Source organism: Agrobacterium tumefaciens, assembly GCA_025559845.1.
Taxonomy (GTDB): Bacteria; Pseudomonadota; Alphaproteobacteria; order Rhizobiales; family Rhizobiaceae; genus Agrobacterium.
Map to the genome: position 1 here is coordinate 133978 of CP048470.1, position 14602 is coordinate 148579.

General features: G+C 57.3%; 12 protein-coding genes. 4 read left to right on the top strand and 8 right to left on the bottom strand.

Going from position 1 to position 14602, the window contains the following annotated elements; all coding sequences use genetic code 11:
* Window positions 1-2 precede the first annotated feature (2 nt).
* Window positions 3-1637 (bottom strand): ABC transporter substrate-binding protein, encoded by a 1635-nt coding sequence (locus FY156_17190; protein UXS03301.1) that lies wholly within the window; start codon window positions 1635-1637, stop codon window positions 3-5.
* Between the two features lie 104 nt (window positions 1638-1741).
* Between FY156_17190 and FY156_17195 the strand changes: the two genes are divergently transcribed.
* Together FY156_17195 and FY156_17200 are read left to right on the top strand one after the other, a co-directional pair.
* Window positions 1742-1897, top strand: coding sequence for a hypothetical protein (locus tag FY156_17195; GenBank protein ID UXS03302.1), 156 nt, complete (start codon window positions 1742-1744; stop codon window positions 1895-1897).
* Window positions 1898-2009: 112 nt separating this feature from the next.
* Complete coding sequence (locus tag FY156_17200) at window positions 2010-2963, top strand: sugar-binding transcriptional regulator (GenBank protein UXS03303.1); 954 nt, start codon at window positions 2010-2012, stop codon at window positions 2961-2963.
* A 31-nt stretch (window positions 2964-2994) separates the two neighbouring features.
* Here FY156_17200 and macB read toward each other — a convergent pair whose 3' ends face one another.
* The 4 genes from macB to FY156_17220 form a co-directional block, all read right to left on the bottom strand.
* On the bottom strand, window positions 2995-4962 hold the full coding sequence (gene macB, locus FY156_17205; GenBank protein UXS03304.1) for a MacB family efflux pump subunit: 1968 nt from the start codon (window positions 4960-4962) through the stop codon (window positions 2995-2997).
* Between the two features lie 3 nt (window positions 4963-4965).
* On the bottom strand, window positions 4966-6198 hold the full coding sequence (locus FY156_17210) for an efflux RND transporter periplasmic adaptor subunit (GenBank protein UXS03305.1): 1233 nt from the start codon (window positions 6196-6198) through the stop codon (window positions 4966-4968).
* Window positions 6199-6218: 20 nt separating this feature from the next.
* The gene (locus FY156_17215) at window positions 6219-6443 is read right to left on the bottom strand and encodes a hypothetical protein (GenBank protein ID UXS03306.1); all 225 of its coding nucleotides are present in this window, start codon (window positions 6441-6443) and stop codon (window positions 6219-6221) included.
* Between the two features lie 120 nt (window positions 6444-6563).
* Window positions 6564-7217, bottom strand: coding sequence for a hypothetical protein (locus FY156_17220; GenBank protein ID UXS03307.1), 654 nt, complete (start codon window positions 7215-7217; stop codon window positions 6564-6566).
* 108 nt (window positions 7218-7325) lie between these two features.
* On the opposite strand from FY156_17220, the gene FY156_17225 reads away from it, so the two are divergent.
* Window positions 7326-8150 (top strand): response regulator transcription factor, encoded by an 825-nt coding sequence (locus FY156_17225; protein ID UXS03308.1) that lies wholly within the window; start codon window positions 7326-7328, stop codon window positions 8148-8150.
* Window positions 8147-9412, top strand: a complete 1266-nt coding sequence (locus FY156_17230) for a HAMP domain-containing protein (GenBank protein ID UXS03309.1) — start codon at window positions 8147-8149, stop codon at window positions 9410-9412. The genes FY156_17225 and FY156_17230 overlap by 4 nt, the downstream gene beginning before the upstream one ends.
* Window positions 9413-9445: 33 nt before the next feature.
* Here the strand turns inward: FY156_17230 and FY156_17235 are convergent, their stop codons facing one another.
* From FY156_17235 to FY156_17245, 3 genes are all read right to left on the bottom strand, one after another.
* Window positions 9446-11248: an NAD(P)/FAD-dependent oxidoreductase gene (locus FY156_17235; GenBank protein ID UXS03310.1), complete on the bottom strand. Its 1803-nt coding sequence runs from the start codon at window positions 11246-11248 to the stop codon at window positions 9446-9448.
* A gap of 118 nt (window positions 11249-11366) precedes the next feature.
* A complete protein-coding gene (locus tag FY156_17240) occupies window positions 11367-12440 on the bottom strand; it encodes a 2,3-butanediol dehydrogenase (GenBank protein ID UXS03311.1) in 1074 nt (357 codons plus the stop codon).
* Between the two features lie 166 nt (window positions 12441-12606).
* Window positions 12607-14493: a sigma-54-dependent Fis family transcriptional regulator gene (locus tag FY156_17245; GenBank protein ID UXS03312.1), complete on the bottom strand. Its 1887-nt coding sequence runs from the start codon at window positions 14491-14493 to the stop codon at window positions 12607-12609.
* Window positions 14494-14602 lie beyond the last annotated feature (109 nt).

The following is a 14602-nucleotide window of genomic DNA, read 5'->3' on the forward strand; positions in this document are numbered from 1 at the left end:
GATCAGGTCGACCAGTTGTTGGAACGGAAGTCCATTGCGAAGGCGGGCGCGGCCTTCCACTTGAGCGACTTCTTCATGCCGGTGAAGACGGCATTCTGGTGCAGAACCTGATAGACCGGATCTTCGCGCTCGCAGATTTCGAGCATGCGCGCGAAGGCCTTCTTGCGCTGATCGTGATCGGTCGAGGTTTCCATAACGACGGAGAGCTTGTTAACCTCCTCGTTTGACCAGTCCTTCTTTTGCTGCACTTCACCGTTCGGACCGAACTGCGTGACCATCGGGGTGATCGGATCGTTGATGGAGTTTCCGGCTGACCAGTCACGCACGCCCTTGACGCCCTGCGGATCGTGAATCTGAGCCCAGTTTTCCTTCATTTCGATTTCGACGTTGAGGCCGACCTGTTTCCACATCTCGACCATGATCTGCGCATTGGCAGTCTGGTTGGTGTAGTAGTTGTTGAGCAGGCGATATGGGATCGGGTCGCCTTTGTAACCGGCGTCCTTGAGAAGCTTCTGCGCCAGTTCCGGATTGAACTCCGGAGCGGCCCAGCCATCGACGAACATCTTCGTTGCGCTGTAGGAATCGAACTGGAGACCGGCCGGGATAACCGTCTGGCCACCCCAGAGCGCCTCGACGATCGCCTGACGGTCGATCGAATGGGTCATTGCACGACGCACGAGCGGATTGGCAAGGATCGGGTTCTGCGTGTTGAAGACCGAAATACGATGGTTCCAGATAACGGAATTCTGCACTTCGAGGCCCGGCGCTGCCGCAATGGTGGCGATCTGGTCAGGTGGGAGGTCACAGGCGAAATCATATTCGCCTGAGAGCAGGCCGTTCACACGCGACGCAACTTCCGGAACCTCGACGAAACGGATCTCCTGAAGTGGCGGACGGCCACCCCAATATTCATCGAAGGCAACGAGCGTCAGAGAAACGTCGGGCTTGTATTCACCGACCATGTAAGGGCCTGTGGTGACTGGCTTGCGCGCCCACTCCGCATAGGACGCAGCCTCATCCCAGGCACGACGGTTAGCGATCTGGCTGCCACCGGAATAGAGACGTCCTTCCAATGTGACGTCCGGCGTGGCGTTGTGAAAACGCACGGTATATTTGTCGACCGCTTCAACACCTGCCAGCGCCGGCCAAAGACGCCTTGCTGCGCCAGGCACAACGGCCGGCAATTCCTTGACGGTCGCAGGTTTGTTGTCGGCTTCGAAGATCGTCTTGCCGCCCTTGGGCTCGGTGTTACCGAACACCCGCTCCTTGGAAAAGGAGAACACCACGTCTTCAGCGGTCAATTCGTCGCCATTGTGGAACTTGACGCCCTGGCGAAGCTTGAGTTCGAGGGTCTTGTCATCGATGCGCTTCCATTCCGTCGCCAGTCCGGCAACAGGTCCCTGATTGCCCATCCAGTCGCGCAGGATCAGGCCTTCCCAAAGGTTCGGGTAAAAGACCCGCTCACCAACGTTCGATTGTTCGTACCAGACATCAAGTGTGTTGTTGTTGGTGATCTTCTGAACAGCGATCGTTACCGACGGCCGCTGACCCTGGCTGAATGACATGCGTGGCAAGATGAGCGTGCCTGCGGCAGCGCCCATCAATCCAAGCGCGTGGCGACGATTGATGGAAAGCATCGTGATTTCTCCTTCGAGAGATGACAGACGACGATGGGCCGAAACGGAAAACCCGTCTCTGCACCGTTTTGATGAAGGGCTTTTTACGGCCCGGTGAAGCTTTGATGACGGCCCCGCGCGGTTACCGCGAAGGGCAGATTTCAGGTGTGAACAGTTGGCCAACCGAAAAAATTACGGACCTTGAGAACACTGTCACAATCGAAAGTTACGAGGTTCATGTGGTCGCCGTTTCGGAGGGCCGCACTATGCTGGATCATTGATTTGGGAAGCATGGACTCTTGCGAACCGGCTGGGCTTGACCACGCCTCCCTCTGCGGCCAATGATTAAGTTACAAATGTTACGCACATGTGACAATTGATACGGGGGATGGTTTGGATAACCGAGACATGATGGTGAAGGCGGCGTGGCTCTATCACGCCGAAGGATTGACGCAGGCGCAGATCGCTGAGCGAATGAACCTCACCCGCAGGCGCGTCAACGAGTTGCTGGCGATGGCCCTGGATCAGGGTATTGTGCGCATCAGCTTTGCATCCCCACTTGCCGAGAGTGTCGAACTCGAATCGAAGCTTTGTTCGGTTTTCGGGCTTGAAGAAGCTGCGGTTGTCATGACACCTGCAGACCCCGGCCAACTGCAGACAGTCATCGGGCGAGCAACGGCAGCCTTTCTCGACAGGCTCATCCATGTTCGCAAACCGGCCTCGCTGGGTGTTGGCTGGGGCACGACGTTGCGCGAAACCGTCGAGCACATGACGCCAGTCAACGCTCCCGACATCAAGGTTCGATCAATGATGGGCGGGCTGACAAGAGGTTCAGAAATCAACACCTTCGAAATCGTACGGCGCTTTGCCAAGGTTCTCGGTGCGGAGTGCCATTATCTCGCCGCTCCGATTTATGTCGACAGTGCAGGCTCTCGCGACATCATCATGGCGCAACCCGCCTTCCGTGATCTTTTGCAGGAAGCCGCGAATGTCGAGGCATCGTGCCTCAGCGTTGGGGACCTGACGAAGGAATCACTCCAGGTGCGCTATGGCCTGCCTTCAAAACAGGTCATCGAAGAGTTGCGGGCAGCCGGCGCGGTGGGAGATATCATCGGGCATTATCTCGATGGGCGCGGCAATCCCGTGGACCACGGCATGAATGAGCGGGTGATCGCGCTCGATCTTGAGGAGTACAGACAGATACCCTGCCGGATCATTACCTCTGGCGGCGAGCACAAACACAACTCGTTGCGGGCAGCCTTGTCGGCAGGCCTGGCAACGGTTCTCGTCACCGACACCGAGAGCGCAAGGTGGCTTCTTGAAAACCCCGTTCCGCCTCCAGCATGAGACGAATGGACGCTCTCAAATTCGCTGTTAATCAGCCAGACGACAGTGCCGCGACCGGATCGAGACGGGATGCGTTGCGAGCCGGCAGGTAACCGAAGACGACGCCAATCAGGGTTGAGCAAACAAAGGCCGCGACGATCGAGGTCCCCGAGTAGACAAGGGCAAAATTGCTGCTGAAGAGGCTGAAAGCTGCTCCGAACCCGAGGCCGCCGAGAATGCCGAGGGATCCTCCGATGATGCAGACGAGTACAGCCTCGATCAGGAATTGCCTTAAAATATCGCTGCGGCGTGCCCCGACGGCCATCCTGACGCCGATTTCGGAGACACGCTCTGACACTGACACGAGCATGATGTTCATGACACCTATGCCGCCTACGAGAAGAGAAATCACCGCGATGGCAGCAATCAGGATCGTCATGGTCCGCGTGGTGCTGGTGATCGTTTCCCTTATGTCGTCAGTGTTGAGAATATAGAAATCCTTGGTGCCGTGGCGTTGTGTCAAAAGGGACGTCACCGCTTGCTCCGCCAATGACGCCTCTACATCGTCGCTCACCTGTACCGTGATACTGCGCAATGAAAGACTGCCGAGAAACCGGGACTGGACGGCGGTGTATGGGAGATAGAGCGACAGGTTCTGGCTCGAACCGAAGCCGCCCTGCTGTGCCTGGGTCACACCAACAATACGGGCTGGAACCTTGCCGATCAGAATGACCTGCCCGACAGGGCTACCGGTGAAGTCGGCAAAGAGCGACTTACGGGTATTTTCGTCAATTACGACGTCCTGTGCCTTTTCGCGGACACTCGCCGCGTCAAAAAAGCGGCCCTCCGACAGCTTCGTGCCCTTGGCAGCAAAATACTGGTCACTGACGCCGTTGACGAGCGCGTTTGCTTCCTTCGCCCCGAAGCGGACTGTACTTGATGTCGATACGGTAGGTGTCACCGCAGCAACATAGGGCTGGCCTGCAAGGGCATCCGCGTCGGAAACCACCAATGTCGTGATTTTTCCCGACCGAATGTCGCCGAAATCCTTGCCTGCAAAGATTTCCAGCGTATTCGTTCCAAGGCTTGAAATATTCTGTAGCACGCGCTGTTGCGATCCTTGCCCAAGCGCAACAACGCCGATGACGGAGGCGATACCAATGATGATGCCCAGCATCGTCAAGAAGGTCCGCAACTTGTGCGCCCGCATGGAAAGAAGCGCCATGCGGAACGCTTCCTTTAGGGATGACCAGATCCCACTTAGGCCACCTTCTGAAGCAGGTTCGAGTTTCGCGGCTAAGGCTCCCGAGACAACTCTATTTTTCGCGTTGTCGCGCTCCGAGCGATCAGAAATGATTACCCCATCGCTGATTTCAATAATGCGGTCGGCGCGCCTGGCGATTGCCATATCGTGGGTCACGATGACAACTGTGCGCCCTTCGGCGTGCAGTTCGCTGAGGATGCGCAGCACTTCCTCGCCGCTCGTGCTGTCGAGAGCGCCTGTCGGCTCGTCAGCCAGGATAATACCGGCGTCATTCATCAAGGCACGGGCGATGGAAACGCGCTGTTGCTGCCCGCCGGAGAGTTGGCCCGGGCGATGATCCAGTCGCGCGCCCATACCGAGGCGGTTTAACAGCTTCGCAGCATTGCTTTTGCGTCCAGCCTGGGATTGCCCCGCATAGATCGCAGGGATCTCCACGTTGCCGAGTGCCGACAGTTCGCCGAGAAGGTGATAGCGCTGAAAGATGAACCCCAGATGTTCGCGCCTGAGCGCTGACAATGCATCCGCGTCGAGATTGGCCGTTTCCTGACCAGCTATCGCATAGGTTCCGGAGGTCGGCCGGTCGAGGCAGCCAAGAATATTCATCAGCGTCGACTTGCCGGAACCGGACGCTCCGACGATGGCGACCATTTCACCGGCCTCGATCGTCAGATTAACATTCTTGAGCACGCTGATCGTGCCATCTCCGGAGGGGTATTCGCGGTTAACCGCCTTAAGCGCAATGAGTGGCTCGCCCATGGCTCAGAACCCCATCGGCGGCGGTCCACCACCTGGGCCACCGACTGCAGTCATCGTGACCTGAGATGACGCCTCGCCCGTTACAACACGCTCATGTTCGGCAAGGCCGGAACGAACCTCGACCGTAACCTTGTTGTTCAGTCCTGTTTCGACCTTGCGGTCGACGACTTTGCCATCGTCGGCGAGGACACGAACCGAATAGGCGCCATCTCCAAGCTGCGCACCGAGAGCAGCAGCAGGGATGGTCAGGACGTTTTTGGCATCTCCTAGGACAATGTGAACCTCGGCAGTCATGTACGTCCGAAGCTTCCCATCCGGGTTCGGCACGTTGAAAACGCCATTGTAATAGATCGCCTCGGACGAAGAGGTCGAACTCGATGAGGAAGACGACGACGTTGAGGAACTGGATGAACTGAAGCTGGAATCGCTGCGCACAGACTCTGGCGCAGGCTCGATCGAGGCAAGCGTCGCCTCGTAGCGTCTGTTGGGTTCTCCGAGCACGGTAAAATAGACAGGCAGATCTGGCTGAACGCGGGTGATGTCGGCTTCGGATATCTCCGTACGAACGGTCATGTTATCGAGCTGGCCAAGAATAACGATGGTCGGTGCAGATTGCGTTGCATTAACCGTCTGGCCTTCCTGACTGACGATAGAAAGCACAGTACCGGCGATCGGTGCAGTAATCTTTGTGTAGTCGAGATTGGCCTGCGCTGTCTCCACGGCGACCTGCGCTTCTTCGATCTGCGCGTCCAGCGCCTGGATTTGCGCTTCGGTGACAGCAAGAGCAGCGGCCGCGCTTTCCAGATCCGCGCGCGACGTCGTATTTTTTGAGGCCATGTCTTTTTGGCGGGCAAGGCTTTGATTGTTGAGAAGCAGCGTTGCTTCTTTTTCAAGGCGCTGTGCCTTAACGTTGGCAAGTGCCGCCTTCGCGGTCCTGAGACTGTTCAGCTGTGTTACGGAATCAATCTCGGCAATCAGATCACCCGCTTTGACAACGTCGCCAAGGGCGATCTTGACTGCCGTAATGCGGCCTGAGGCCTGGGCGCCGACGGCAACCAGGCGAGATGGCTTTAAAGTGCCGGTCGCAAGTACAGTCTGCTCAACATCTCCTCGCGTCACCGCAGCCGTCATGACAATTGGTGTCGCAGCACTGCTATATTGCGAAGAGATCCAGAAGCCGCCTGCCGCGAGGATCGCGAGCGCGATGAACGCGCCTGTCTTGCGTGCCGTTTTCATGTGTCTTTCCTGTCCGATAATTATCGGGTAGCCGCTCTCTTCGAAACTGCCTTGGTGCAGTTGGCTTGGGCGGCCTTTCCATTCGCCATCTTCTGCTTGGCCTTTGCGCAGACAGAAACTGGCTGTTTTTCCTCCTGGCGTGTCTTGGCCGGAGTTAGCGACGAAGGCTTGTCTTTCGCAAAGGCAACCGACAATGCGAGGCTCAGACCGAAGAGAGACGCCAGTGCGCCGTAGAAATATTTCATCGTGATGTCCTTTTGAATTCGCGCGGGGGACCGCAAGTCAGCGATCCCCCGGCTAGACCGTTTCCGGCCGGGTTCCTCCTTTACTGGGGGGCAGTTTTAAAGGAGGAATTTCTGATTTTGTCAGCCTCTCGGCCCGTCGTTGTCATCCCAATCCGCATCCCCGGCGGGCGGCCCCTGCATTGGATCCAGCATTGGATTGCTGGGGCCCATCAGAGCGGGACCAGGAGGAGGCGCAATCAACATCTTCTCTATTCCGGAGAGCTTCGCCAGTTGGTCCGATGTCAGGGCTGTGCGCAACGTTTGGACTGCACCTTGCAGGGCCTTGGCCTTTTCAGCTTTGGAAAGGATTGCACCCGCTAGCCGCTCACCAGGCAGACCGGCTTCAGGAGCTTCGTCTGTCCGGACCTGCGCGGCAGGCAATTTATCCCTGCCGGACGCATCCGCTGCAAAGTCAGGCAACGGCCGCGGCGGTCTGGGACCAAGGGAAAGTACGTCTTGCAAAGCGGTTGTATAGGTGCGCCATGGGCCGAGCTGATCTGGAGTGATGCCGATATAGACTTCCGCCGCAGAAAGCTGTCCTGCGAGCCCAAAGGTGAAATGAACGGCGACGTCGTTCATCGGCGCCGGCGGCGAAAGGTGATCTGGACGGACAGGGGTTGCCTGCTCTTTCGTTCCATTCTGCGGAGGCACATCCTGCGCTACGGCAGGCAAGACCACGGCGGCGCCACATATGACGGCGGAGACGACGGCAGTAATCAACAGAGGCTGTTTCATCTTTCTTTCCTTCCCTTGTGGGGCATGGAAAGAGATTATGGGGACAGAGTTTCCCTCTTTCGTCCCAATGTTTCTGGCCTTGGCCCGATTGGCCATTTTTGTAAACGAATGTTTCCCGACGAGCGTCAGAAAGCTTTCGTTGCAAAAATCCGGCTTTTATTTCTGCCGTTTCGATATAGTGCCGCCAAAAGGTTGGATAAAATGACGGCTCACGCACCCACTCACATATTGATTGTTGACGACGATCTCGAAATTCGCTCGCTTCTTGCAAAATACCTTGGTTCGCAGGGCTTCAGGGTCTCTGCGGCAGCGGATCGCCGCGAATTTGAAGAACGTATTTCGAGCTCTGATCCGGATCTCATCGTTCTGGATGTCATGCTGCCAGACGGTTCCGGCCTCGATATCTGCCGGGACCTTCAGGGCCGCAAGACACGCACACCTGTTATACTTCTCACAGCGTTGAAAGAGGACGTGGACCGTATCGTCGGACTTGAAATCGGCGCAGACGACTATCTCGGCAAACCCTTCAACCCACGTGAACTGACAGCCCGCATCAAGGCGGTGCTTCGCCGTTCAGGTACCCAGGAGCCTGCTGCACCAGGTGCAAACGTCTATAGCTTTGCCGATTTTTTTGCTGACCCTGAACAGCGCTCGGTTACACGCACGAATGGCGAAAAGATCGATCTGACAGGTGCCGAGTTTGATCTGTTGAAAGTATTTCTGGACAGGCCTGGTCGTCTGCTTTCACGCGACCAGATCCTTGACTTGACGCAAGGCAGGGACCGCGGACCGTTTGACCGGTCGATCGACGTCCTGATGAGCCGCCTGCGCAAAAAGCTGGATATGGATGATGCTCCGCCCATTTTCAAAACTGTCCGAAACGGCGGTTACCAGATGACCGTATCCGTTAAATCCCAACCGGTGCAGCGATGAATTCCCTCAGAAACCGGATAGCAGCGCTCCTCATCGCTGCTATCATTGCTGTCGTGGCGCTCGCGACATTCACGGCGCAACAAACTCTGCAGCCACCCTCACCTCTCTCTACGATAGATCCGATCGCGCGCCTCCTTGGATTGGCTGTCACCATCGCAGAGCGCGAGCCGGCATTGCTGCCCGACGAAGGCCTGTCGGTCCAGGCCGAACCACCGGCCGGCCATGTCGACGGCATGCTCTCCGAATTTCTTGGCAAGGCGCTCGCGATCCAGGGGAACGGTCGGGCCGCAATGGTGGTCCGCGTCGAGAACCATCCGGCACCGGTTGCCGCTGTCGCGCTCGAGAAAGGCGGTTGGCTGGTGGCAGAGGTCCCTAATCTTGGCCCTCCTCCCGGCGGCTGGAAAACGTTTGGCATGTGGATCGTGCTGATCGTCCTGGGTAGCGCTCTTGTTTCAATCTTCGCTGCGCGAAAAATCACGCGCCCGCTCGACCTGCTGGAAAACGCGGCGGAGAGCATCGGGCCTGACGGATCTTTGCCACATCTGCCTGAGACAGGTCCGGGTGAAATTCGCGCCACGGCGCGTGCCGTGAACACGTTGACGGCACGCCTCAAGACAGCCGTTGAAAGCCGGATGCGCCTCGTTGCCGCTGCAGGACACGACCTCAGAACACCAATGACCCGCATGCGGCTTCGAGCAGAGTTCATCGAGGATGATGCCGAACGGGCAAAGTGGCTCGCAGATCTCGAAGAACTCGACGCGATTGCCGATAGCGCCATCATGCTGGTTCGCGAAGAGGTCAGTCAGGACCCGGTTCGCGACGTTGATGTCGGCAAGATGCTGGAGGAAATCACCAGCGAACTCGGCGACCTTGGTCACCAGGATGCAATCGACTTCCATAAACCGGATAACTCGACCGTAATCCAGGCTGCTCCGCATGCGCTAAAAAGAGCGCTGCGCAATCTCATCCTGAACGCTGTCACCCATGGGAAGGGTGCCGATATCCACCTGACACAGGATGATAGTGAGGTCGTCGTGATAATCACAGACGATGGACCTGGCATTCCCGAGGAGCTGATCGGACGCGTGTTCGAGCCGTTTTTCCGCGTCGACCCTGCGAGGCGAAAATCAGTCCCGGGTGCAGGACTTGGGCTGGCGATCGCCAAGGAGATTATCGAGCGTTTCGGCGCGACAATCTCGATCGCAAACCGCAAGAAGACGGGCCTGGCGCAAACAGTGATTTTCCCAAAGTCTGCAAAATAAAAAGCGCCGGGTTTCCCCGGCGCTTCTTCGAATTCAGCTCAGATGATGGCGTTGTTGCAAGCCGTAGACGGGGGTATCGAGCCCCACCTGACGTGCCTTGAGCTGGAGGGACAAGTATTGGGAGTAATGGCGCGACTGGTGGAGATTTCCGCCGTGGAACCAGAGGGCATCCTGCTGGGTCGGCTTCCACATATTGCGCTGCTCGCCCTCCCATGGTCCCGGGTCTTTTGGCGTGTCGGAGCCAAGCCCCCAGCACTTTCCAACCTTGTCGGCAACCTCCTTGGAAATGAGGTCGGCGGCCCAGCCATTCATGGAACCATAGCCGGTCGCGTAGACCACGAGGTCTGCCTTGAGCTCGCTGCCATCTTTCAACACAACCGCATCTTCCGTGAGATGTGATACGTCTGAACCGGACTTCAGTTTGATTGAGCCGTCGATGACAAGATCGCAGGCGCCGACGTCGATGTAATAGCCTGACCCGCGCCTCAGATATTTCATGAAGAGACCGGAGCCGTCAGCACCCCAATCCAGCATGAAGCCTGCTTTCTCGAGTGCCGCATAAAAATCGGCGTCTTTCTCACGCATCCGATCGTAAAGCGGTATCTGAAACTCATGCATGATCCGGTAGGGCAGCGAAGCGAAAATCAGGTCGGCTTTCCTCGTCGTCATCCCCGCGGCAACCGCCCGTTCCGAATAGAGATCACCCAACCCGATTTCCATCAGGGAATCTGAACGGACAATATGTGTTGAAGACCTCTGCAACATCGTGACATCGGCTCCAGCCTCCCACAGTGCCGCGCAGATATCGTGGGCGGAGTTGTTCGAGCCGATGACGACGACCTTCTTGCCGGCATATGCGTCTGGTCCAGGATGCTGTGACGAATGCTGTTGCTCGCCCTTGAAGAGATCCTGCCCAGGTATCTTTGGAACATTAGCCTTGCCCGACATGCCGGTGGCAAGCACCAGTTGCTTCGGCCGCAGCACGACGTCCTCGCCGTTTCGCTCGACGACAACCGTCCATTCCCTTGCGGCGTCATCGTAGGTAGCCGATTTGCAGGTCGTTGAGCCCCAATAGTTGAGCTCCATAACCTTCGTATACATTTCCAGCCAGTCGCCGACCTTGTCCTTCGGGGTAAAAACTGGCCAGTTTTCCGGGAAGGGAATATAGGGGAGATGGTCGTACCAGACCGGATCATGCAGGCAGAGTGATTTGTATCGCTTGCGCCAGCTATCTCCTGGCCGCTCGTTCTTTTCGATGATGATCGCCGGGACACCCAATTGGCGAAGCCGGGCGCCGAGAGCAATACCACCCTGTCCGCCGCCAATGATCACAACATAGGGCTGCGTCTTGTAACCAAGTTCTTCGGTTTCCTTCTCGCGCTTTTCCTTCCAGTTCGTCCGGTTTTTGCCATGACCATGTTCCGCCCCCATCGGACGGCGAAGCCCCTTTGGTTCTTCATGTCCTTTGATTTCGCTCATCGTCGTCAGCAACGTCCAGATCAGGCCGTTTTTCAGACGAATATGACCGTAACCACGTGTCGTCGCCGTTTCGAACTCGAACCAGCCATCCGTAACGCCGCCTGCGTCACCTGCGGCTTCGTTGGTATCCTGTACGAAATTGCGAGGTTTGATACGAGACAGCTGGCTTTGCAGCATGTCCCTGACCTGCGGGCGTCCTTCCATGGTTTTCAGGTTCCAGGTGAACGTCACGAGATCGCGCCAGTAGCACTCATCCTGAAAGAGGTTGACGGCGGCTTCGACATCTCCTCTTTCCAGGGCCTCACTCAACTTGGAAAGTACGGCATCGATTTTTGTCGCAGGGCTAACGTCAAGCATATCATCTCCTCCATGGTTGCTTGATGGACTTCTTAAGTCGTCGTCCGTTTCGCGGGCGCCGACCAAAACCTTTGACCACAAGCGCCGGGCTCCTCTCCCGGCGCTGGTAGCATGATGCTTACTTCGAGAGATCGATCAGGATCTTGAGATGCGTTCCGGCCGGATCAAGCAAGGCATCAAACCCCTCTTTGACGGCGGTATCCAGCGTGATGCGTTTGGTGACGACCTTGCTCGCCGGAAGCAGTCCAGAGGCAATCAGCCTGATCACCCTGGGCCAATAATGTGTGGGATAGGCCCATGAGCCCTTAACCTCCAGATCGCGGAAAGTGACCTGGAACCAGTCGAGCGGGTTTTCGTGCGGGTGCAGGCCGGTTTGAACGACGACACCCTGCTTGCGCACCGCGTCCACACATGCCTTCAACGCGTGTTCGTTGCCGACGCATTCAATGGCGACATCACAACCGACATTGCCCTCGGTCCGGGAACGAACGACATCACCAACGTTGTCGCGCTTGGGATTGATGGTAATGACGTCGGGCAAAATCTCTCGTGCGTAGTCGAGACGTTTATCGTTGAGGTCTGAAACGAAAAGCTGTGCGGCACCGGCGGCACGCGCAGCAAGCAGGGTCAGCATGCCGATCGGTCCGGCTCCAGTGACCAGCACACTATTGCCGGCGGTGACGCCACCGCGATCGCAGGCGTAGACGGCAACGGCGGTTGGCTCAACCAGGGCTGCCTCCTCATCCGTCATGTCATCCGGGATCTTCTGGACGTTATAGTCATTGACGAGCGCAGCTTGCGCCATCCCTCCACCGATCCAGCTCAAACCGACCAGGGCCAATTCAGGGCTAAGGTGAAACAATCCGCGATCCGAGAAATAGTCACCGGACCGGGGCATGACGAGTGGCTGGATCGAAACGCGATCGCCCACCTTGACGTTGCTTACGCCCTCACCAACTGCCTCGACAACACCACCAAATTCGTGGCCGAGGACCTGGGGACCATGGGCGCCGGTAAACGGATGTGGTTCTTTGGGAATGAAAATTGGGCCGTAGCTATATTCATGAAGATCTGTTCCGCATATTCCGACGAACCTGTTGCGGACAACGACCTGACCGGGACCCGGCTTTTCCGGCTCGGCAATATCTTCGATCCGCAGATCCTTGGCCGCATGAAACCTGAGCGCGCGCATGTTTTCTCCCATTGGCTGCTTTTAATGCCAATTGGGCAGCAAGAGGCATGCCAGCAGGTCCGAAAGGCCGAAAACCCCTTCCCCGCCGGGCAATCCGGATCATTGATAGTTTTTTTGGATCACCGAGATTGCAACACCTGTGGCGCAACAGGTGTTGCAGTCTGCATCAGTGGAGCCTTCCAATACCGTACCGCTTCATTTGCCGATGAAGCGTTGAACGATCGATGCCGAGGCGGCGTGCAGCCTCAGAAATATTGCCTTGGCAGGCCGACAACACTGCCCGCAGTTCCTGCTCGCGGTTGCCCTGTGCATTCACCGGTTGATGCGGCATGACGCTTTCGGGGAGATCTTCCACCTCGATTACACCATTTTCACAAATTGCCCCTGCAAATGCTATGACGTTGTCGAGTTCACGGATATTACCCGGCCACTGATAGGCAGAAAGCACCGTCTCCGCGTCGCTCGACAGGGAGAGCGGTCCTCGTCCGGGCGCATGTTTTTCCAGCAAGCGTTTAACTACCCAATGGAAATCGCTCCGCTCGCGGAGCGATGGGAGGGTGAGAAGTGCCGTGTTCAGCCGGTAATAAAGATCGCTCCGAAAACGGCCATCCGCGATCATATCCGCTAATGGCCTGTGAGACGCCGACATCACACGGAAATCGACCTTCCTGGCGACCAACCCACCGACCGGTAGCACCTCGCCTTCGGCCAGAACACGCAGAAGCCGGCTCTGCGCAGCAAGCGGCATGTCACCAATTTCGTCCAGGAAAAGGGTTCCGCCCTCCGCCTCCTCGATCAAACCTTTTCGTCCTTTTGCAAGCGCCCCGGTAAACGCGCCTGGCAGATATCCGAACAGCTCACTTTCGATCAATTGTTCGGGGATTGCTGCACAATTGACAGCCACAAAACGGCCAGTGACACCGCTTGCCTCGTGCACGATGCGAGCAAGATGTTCTTTGCCGGTTCCTGTTTCTCCCTGAATCAGGATTGGCAAAGCTGTTGGTGCGAGCTTTCTCACCTTGCGGCGCAGCGTCTCGATGTCTGGTGTCTGACCACCGAGGCGGTCCATGGCGGACAAATGCGGCACACCCCGCCGAATTTTGATGCCAATGGGGCGCTGTTGCGGTTCGATCGCATGCACGTAAAGCGTTGAACCATCGCGGACAGCGATGCGTCTGTCCTGCGGCAAGCGGCTTCTGGTCAGGGATGCGAGGTCGTCGACCTCCGCTTCGAAAAATCGAGACACCGGTTGCCCGATCAGCGCGTCGATGTTTCTCCAGTCAAGACCGCATGACGACGCCAGGATACGGGCCCCGCCGTGCGTCATGCCGGTGATGAGCCCACCGCCGTCCAACGAGATTGCCGCCTCAGGGTCCACATCGAGGAATTCCGGTGCGCCAGCAAACCGCAAGACAAGGTCGTGGCGGCTATGCGCCATAAGGTTCGCAAGTTCGATACGCCGGACGGTAGACGAAACGAGATGGCGCGCCATGTTCTGGCTCGCCTTGAGGATCGGTGAACTCAGAAGCGAGATGTCTAAAACCGCGGCCAGCGATCCGTGCATGTCGTAAATCGGCGCTGCTGTGCATGAGAGAGGCGTATGTGTCATGTCGAAGTGATCCGACTGATGGATTGTCAGCGCTTCGCCTGTTGCGATGCACGCTCCGACTGCACAGGTTCCTGCACGCGGCTCGGACCATTCTGCGCCTAGATAAAGACCTGCCTTTCGCAGATTGTTATTGAACGACGGATCTCCCAAAAACTCGACAGTGACACCCTGACGATCAGAAAGAAGCAGAACGTAATTTTGCTCTGCGACCTGACGGTAGAGCCTTTCCAGGCCAGATCTTGCGATGTGGACGAGATCCTCGGCCTGCTGGCGATGTTCCCGCAGGCGCGTCTCAGAGACGATGACCGCCTCGCGTGCCTTGGCAGGATCAAGGCGGTACTCTTCCAGACATCGCCGCCATGACTCGACAACAACGTCATCACGTCCGGTATTTGCGCCATGCCCGACGTTTTCGATTTCCCTGATGTGATCAGCAAATTGCATCGAGACTGTAGCGGCTCCTCCCGAAAGCCACCCTCCCTTTCAATCCATGTCTCTCGTCTAGCACAGATGATGCACCATGGCGACGGCCGCCTTCGGTCGGTTGACTGAA

What these genes read in the sequence shown, in the direction of transcription:
- FY156_17190 (UXS03301.1), bottom strand. Translation starts at nt 1,637, where the DNA reads ATGCTTTCCATCAATCGTCGCCACGCGCTTGGATTGATGGGCGCTGCC.
- FY156_17195 (UXS03302.1), top strand. Translation starts at nt 1,742, where the DNA reads ATGACGGCCCCGCGCGGTTACCGCGAAGGGCAGATTTCAGGTGTGAAC.
- macB (UXS03304.1), bottom strand. Translation starts at nt 4,962, where the DNA reads ATGGGCGAGCCACTCATTGCGCTTAAGGCGGTTAACCGCGAATACCCC.
- FY156_17210 (UXS03305.1), bottom strand. Translation starts at nt 6,198, where the DNA reads ATGAAAACGGCACGCAAGACAGGCGCGTTCATCGCGCTCGCGATCCTC.
- FY156_17215 (UXS03306.1), bottom strand. Translation starts at nt 6,443, where the DNA reads ATGAAATATTTCTACGGCGCACTGGCGTCTCTCTTCGGTCTGAGCCTC.
- FY156_17220 (UXS03307.1), bottom strand. Translation starts at nt 7,217, where the DNA reads ATGAAACAGCCTCTGTTGATTACTGCCGTCGTCTCCGCCGTCATATGT.
- FY156_17225 (UXS03308.1), top strand. Translation starts at nt 7,326, where the DNA reads ATGTTTCCCGACGAGCGTCAGAAAGCTTTCGTTGCAAAAATCCGGCTT.
- FY156_17230 (UXS03309.1), top strand. Translation starts at nt 8,147, where the DNA reads ATGAATTCCCTCAGAAACCGGATAGCAGCGCTCCTCATCGCTGCTATC.
- FY156_17235 (UXS03310.1), bottom strand. Translation starts at nt 11,248, where the DNA reads ATGCTTGACGTTAGCCCTGCGACAAAAATCGATGCCGTACTTTCCAAG.
- FY156_17240 (UXS03311.1), bottom strand. Translation starts at nt 12,440, where the DNA reads ATGCGCGCGCTCAGGTTTCATGCGGCCAAGGATCTGCGGATCGAAGAT.
- FY156_17245 (UXS03312.1), bottom strand. Translation starts at nt 14,493, where the DNA reads ATGCAATTTGCTGATCACATCAGGGAAATCGAAAACGTCGGGCATGGC.